The following is a 5,049-nucleotide window of genomic DNA, read 5'->3' as shown; positions in this document are numbered from 1 at the left end:
GTCTGCGGGTCCTGTTCGAAGCGGCTGCGGACCGCGGTCTGGACCTCGTCCTCCTCGGCGGGGTCGGCGGCCAGGCGGCGGAGGCGTTCGACGACGCGGGCGTCGCCGGTCTCGGCGTGGCGGGCGGCCAGTTCGCGGGTGGTCTCCTCGCAGTCCCAGAGGCACTCGACGGCGAACCCGGCGGCGAAGGACGGGTCGGTGGCGGCTAGGGCGCGGGCGGCGCGGCCGCGCAGATGGGAGGAGGCCGTCTCGCGGTAGATATGGCGCAGCACGGGCGCCGCGCAGGCGATGCCGAGACGTCCGGCGCCGTCGACCAGGGTCCACAGGGTCGGCGCGTCGGGGCCTTCGCCCCGCACGGCCTCGCGCAGGGCGCCGAGGACCAGGTCGCGGTCCTGGACACCGCCCCGGCAGGCGAGGACGCGGCCGGCGGCGGCACCGAGCGCGTCGGGCCGCTGGGCCCAGCGGCGGGCGCGGTCCACGGCGGCCGGGGTCCGCATCCGCTCGAAGGCGTCGAGCGCGGCGTCCACCACCGTCCCGGTTCCGTCGGACACGGCGGCCTCGACCAGGTCGGGCGTCTCGGGCGCCCCGCTGTCGGCGAGATAGCGCAGGGCGGTGCAGCGGGCGCCCTCGGTGCCGGCGCGGGCGGCGGCGAGGATCTCCGGCCGGTCCTCGGGCGCCGCGACGGCGACCAGGCAGCGGGCGGCGGGGACATGGAGGGCGGCGCCGCGCTCGATGCCCTGCTGGGCCCATTCGAAGACGGCGTCCACGCTCCAGCCGGGGCGGGGCCCGGTGGGGCGCAGCTGCCGCTGCCAGCGGTCGAAGCTGCCGGCCTCGCGGGCGGCCCGCACGCGCGTGGAGACGGATTCCCGCGGGTCGTCGGCCCACAGGCGCCAGGGCCTCGGTTCGAAGGCGTCGCGGACGGCGGCGGCGAGTTCGGCCTCACCGGCCGGGTCGGCGCCGAAGCGGCCCAGCACGGGGGCGGCGAGGGCGCGCAGGCCCGCGTCGTCGTCGCGCAGGGCCAGCTCGTCCAGCGCCCAGGCCCAGTTGGCGCCCTGGGCCGCGTACCGGCGCAGCAGGGCGAGCGCGTCGAGCCTGCCGTAGGAGGCGAGGTGGCCGAGGACGGCGAGGGCGAGTCCGGTGCGGGACTCGTCGGTGTGCAGGGCGTCCTCGGGGTCGAGGAGGTGGGCCTCGATGGCGTCCAGGTCGCCGTTCAGGTCGAGGTAGAGGCGCGCGTAGTACAGAGAGCGGTTCTCCACCTGCCAGTCGTGGCGGGGATCGTGGAGCACGCAGTGGTCGAGGGCCTGGAGCGCTTCCGCGCGGGGAGCGGTGAGCGCGTGCAGGGTGCCGTCGCCCCGGCCCCGCTGGAGCAGGCCGAGCAGGGTGCCGCTGGGCGCTATGACCGGATCGAACATGGGAAACAGCCTCACATCAAGCGTCGACGCAACCTGGGGATCACTCGTCACCTGGCCGCGTGACACAACGTCGGAACGCCCGCCGTCTCTTGCTTGCTGCTGCCCATTTCTCTCTGCCTCTCGTCGGGGCCCCTTGCGGGCCGCTTCACGGTCCGCGTGGTGCGGCACCTGCCCGGCCACCACGTCCGTGAATCACGTCGTCATGATGACCCGCGGTTTGTGCCGCCGCGACCGTATTTACGGCGGTCCCCCTCCGCCTCCCCCCGTCGTTCTCCGCCCCCCGAGGGGGCCGGCCGTCCAAGTGTCAGCGTGCGCCGAACAGTTCCAGTAGTTCCACCTTGCCGAACATGCGGGCGGTGTCGACGGCCGAGGGGGTTCCCGCGGCCGGATCGGCTCCGCTGTCGAGCAGCGCCTGGATGACCGCCGTCTCGCCCTTGAAGACGGCTCCGGCGAGCGGGGTCTGGCCCCGGTCGTTGATCCGGTCGGCGTCGGCGCCGCGCTGGAGCAGTGCCCGCACCGCGTCGGCGTGTCCGTGGTACGCGGCGAGCATCACCAGGCAGTCACCGCGGTCGTTGGTGAGGCCGGCCGGGACGCCCGCGTCCACGTACGCCACCAGCTCCTCGGTCCGCCCCTGCCGGGCCAGATCGAAGATCTTGGTGGCCAGCTCCACGACCTCCGGGTCGGGGGCTTCGCTCATCGGCCGGACCGCCTCTCATGACTTCCGTTCGGGTGAATCGCCAGCGTACTGGCTGGCGCACCGGCGCGGGGGCTCTGACCGGCCGGGTGACCGACGGCTACACCACCCGTGGGAAAAACGCCTGATTTCACCCACTTGCACCTTTTATCGTATAGATACATTCTGTGATCCTGGAAGTACTCATGGTGACTGTCCCCCCTTCGACACCAGGAGGTCCCAAATGATCCTCTCCATGTCCGGCGTGGTCCTGCTCGGCATCATCGTCTTCCTGTTCTTCCGCAAGGACGGGCTCAAGGGTTCGCACGCCGTCGTCTCGGCCCTGTTCGGCTTCTACCTGGCGAGCACGGCGATCGCCCCCAGCATCAAGGCGGGCGGCGAAAGCCTGGCGAGCCTCCTCGGCGGCATCAAGTTCTGACCCGGCCCCTCCCCCGAGGCCGCGCGGACCGGCGGGTCCCGTCCGAGGGGGAGTCTCCCCACGCCCGCACCCACCCACCCACAGGAGACAGCAGTGGCCCGGCGCCCACTCCCCCGCATTCTGAGCAAGGACAGCGCGCGGCTCGCCCGCACCCAGCTCGCCCGGAGCCGGGAGCTGGCCCGGACGGCGGCCGACAGCGCCACGGACGTCCTCCACCCGCTGATCACCATCTCGCGCGGCCTGCGCCTGCTGGCCCTGACCGGGCGGGACAGGTGGGCGGCCACCCCGAAGGACAAGCGGGGCCCGCTGCTGTTCCTGGCGGCGGCCGTGATCATGGCCGTGGCGCTCATGCCGTACGGCCCGCTGCTGGCCGCCGTGTCCCTGATGGTCGCGGCGGCCTGGTACGGACGCGACCACGCCCCGGCCGCCCCCGACGGCCAGGACGAGGCACAGCTGGAACGGCTCCAGTCGCTGTACGAGGCACTGGTGCCGTGCTTCGCCGTCGCCGACGACCCGGCGCCGCTGTACGCGCACGGCGGTGAGTGGGCGGCCGTCTTCGCGGAGCACGAGTTCGACGACGGCGGGCGGCTGGAGCGGATCGTCATGCGCTACCCGGCGTACTTCCCGGACGGCGACCCGGAGGCCCGCGCGCGGGTCGAGCGGCTGCTGACCGCGAAGGCGGGGCGCGGCCGGGAGTACCGCTTCACGTGGGAGGAGGAGAGCAACCGGCTCACGCTGAGCGTCCTGGCCGCCCTGCCCGCCGACGTCGTCGCCCAGCGCTTCGTCACCGCGCCGGGCGAGACCGTGCTCGGCCTCACCGACCCCGACGAGGTGCGGCGCACGCTCCCGCTCTCCTACGGCGAGGAGAGCCGCGACGTGCCTCCGGTGCTCTGGCGCACCGGCAGCAGGTCGCCGGAGCCACACCTGCTGATCATGGGGCAGCCCGGCAGCGGTACGTCCACCCTGGTGCGCTCCATCGCCCTCCAGGCGCTGCGGCACGGCGATGTCATGATCGTCGACGGCGGCGGCACCGGTGAGTACTCCTGCCTGACCGGCCGGCAGGGCGTGCTGGCCGTCAAGTGCGCCCCGGCGGGGGCGGTGGCCGGTCTCGAGTGGGCGGCGCGGGAGACCGAACGGCGGCTCCTCGCGGTGAACCAGGCCCGGCAGGCGGGCAGCCCGCCACCGGAGGACACCACGCGTCCCCTGTGGCTCCTCCTGGACCGGCCGACCGTCTTCACCCACCTCGCGGAGGCGGAGCACCGCACCGACCCGCAGGCCCTGCTGCAGGTCCCACTGCGGCACGGGCGGGCGGCAGGGGTGACGGTGGTGGTGGCCGAGCAGTTCGACAGCGCGGACAGCCTGAGCGAGGCGATCGGCCGGTACACCCGCGCGCGCGTGGTCCTCGGCCCGTCGTCCCCGCAGCAGGTCGCCGGGTTCCTGGGCGCGCCCGCTCCCACCACCCCGCCGGACCAGATCCCCCCGGGGCGCGGCTACGCCCGCCTGGGCTCCGGCCCGGTCCACCGCCTCCAGGTCCCGGCCACGCCGGACCCCTACGACGAGGCGACCCCGGAACCGGCCCGCCAGGCGGTGCTGTCCCTGCTCCCGGCCCGCACGGCCCCGGCGGACCCGGAACCGGCCCGCGCGACAGAGGTCGTCGCCCCCGCCGAACCCGCGGACCCGCTGCCGGCCGACCGGGCCTGAACCCGGCACGACGGTGCCCGCTCCGGTTTCCGGAGCGGGCACCGTCGTGTGCCTACGGCGTCAGCAGAAGGGTGCCCGGGAGGCGGAGCCGCCGTCCTGGGGCGTGTACTTGACCGAACAGGGGTCCACACCGGCGGCACGCAGCGCCTCACCGGCCGCGCTGGCCTGGCCGGCCGAGAGGGCGGGCGTGCGGGAGAGCACGAAGGCGCTCCGGCGGTCGGCGTCGGTCACCGCGGCCCAGGTGTAGTCCTCGTCGAGTCCCACCACGATGTAGTTGGCGCGCGAACTGTGCGCGTACGTGCCGTTCAGCCCGAGGAAGGACACGTTCAGGCGCGCGTTGGACCCGTCCAGCGGCTTGGCGTCGCCCTTGACGGTGCTGCGGGTGCCGAACCAGGTGTCGCAGCTGTTCTCGACGGAGACCGTCCCGCGCGGGGTGAGGCCGTACTCGGCGCGGGCGTTCTTCTTGCACTGCGCCTCGAACAGGGCGGGCACGGCCGCCACCTGGTACCAGGAACCCAGATACCGGGCCACGTCGACGTTCCCCGCGGGTGCGGGCTCGCTCGCGGGGCGCGGGGCCGCGGACGCGGCCGAGGCGGGCAGCGCCACGGCGGCGGCCAGCAGCGCCGTCGACGCGACCGTGGTCCACCTGCGAATCTTCCGGGACACGACGTCCTCCTCCTGTGAAGCGGTGCGGCCGGCGCCGAACCTGCCGTCCCACTGATGCCCCCTGGTCCCTCGCGCGCACCTGCTCCCCCTCCGACCGCCCGGCGAAACCGCCGCATCCGGCCACGGCCGGCGGGGCCCCGGGTGCCGGGCCGCACGAC

5 protein-coding genes are annotated in these 5,049 nt (G+C 74.5%); 2 read left to right on the top strand and 3 right to left on the bottom strand.

All coding sequences use genetic code 11. The annotated features are described in order from the left end of the window. On the bottom strand, positions 1-1,412 hold a 1,412-nt coding region (locus ACFWN1_RS31545), incomplete at its 3' end, for a HEAT repeat domain-containing protein (RefSeq protein ID WP_384369607.1). 304 nt (positions 1,413-1,716) lie between these two features. Beyond that, positions 1,717-2,109 (bottom strand): ankyrin repeat domain-containing protein, encoded by a 393-nt coding sequence (locus tag ACFWN1_RS31540; RefSeq protein ID WP_384369604.1) that lies wholly within the window; start codon positions 2,107-2,109, stop codon positions 1,717-1,719. A 220-nt stretch (positions 2,110-2,329) separates the two neighbouring features. Here ACFWN1_RS31540 and ACFWN1_RS31535 point away from each other — a divergent pair, with 220 nt between their 5' ends. Both ACFWN1_RS31535 and ACFWN1_RS31530 read left to right on the top strand, forming a co-directional pair. Further along, complete coding sequence (locus tag ACFWN1_RS31535; RefSeq protein WP_030810431.1) at positions 2,330-2,524, top strand: hypothetical protein; 195 nt, start codon at positions 2,330-2,332, stop codon at positions 2,522-2,524. 93 nt (positions 2,525-2,617) lie between these two features. Next, positions 2,618-4,225, top strand: coding sequence for a hypothetical protein (locus ACFWN1_RS31530; RefSeq protein ID WP_384369600.1), 1,608 nt, complete (start codon positions 2,618-2,620; stop codon positions 4,223-4,225). A gap of 60 nt (positions 4,226-4,285) precedes the next feature. Here ACFWN1_RS31530 and ACFWN1_RS31525 read toward each other — a convergent pair whose 3' ends face one another. Further along, positions 4,286-4,891: a lipocalin family protein gene (locus ACFWN1_RS31525; protein WP_384369597.1), complete on the bottom strand. Its 606-nt coding sequence runs from the start codon at positions 4,889-4,891 to the stop codon at positions 4,286-4,288. Positions 4,892-5,049 lie beyond the last annotated feature (158 nt).

The organism is Streptomyces sp. NPDC058459 (genome assembly GCF_042721685.1).
Classification (GTDB): domain Bacteria; phylum Actinomycetota; class Actinomycetes; order Streptomycetales; family Streptomycetaceae; genus Streptomyces.
The sequence above is the reverse complement of the archived record's forward strand: the minus strand, read 5'-3'. Positions and strand labels throughout refer to the sequence as shown.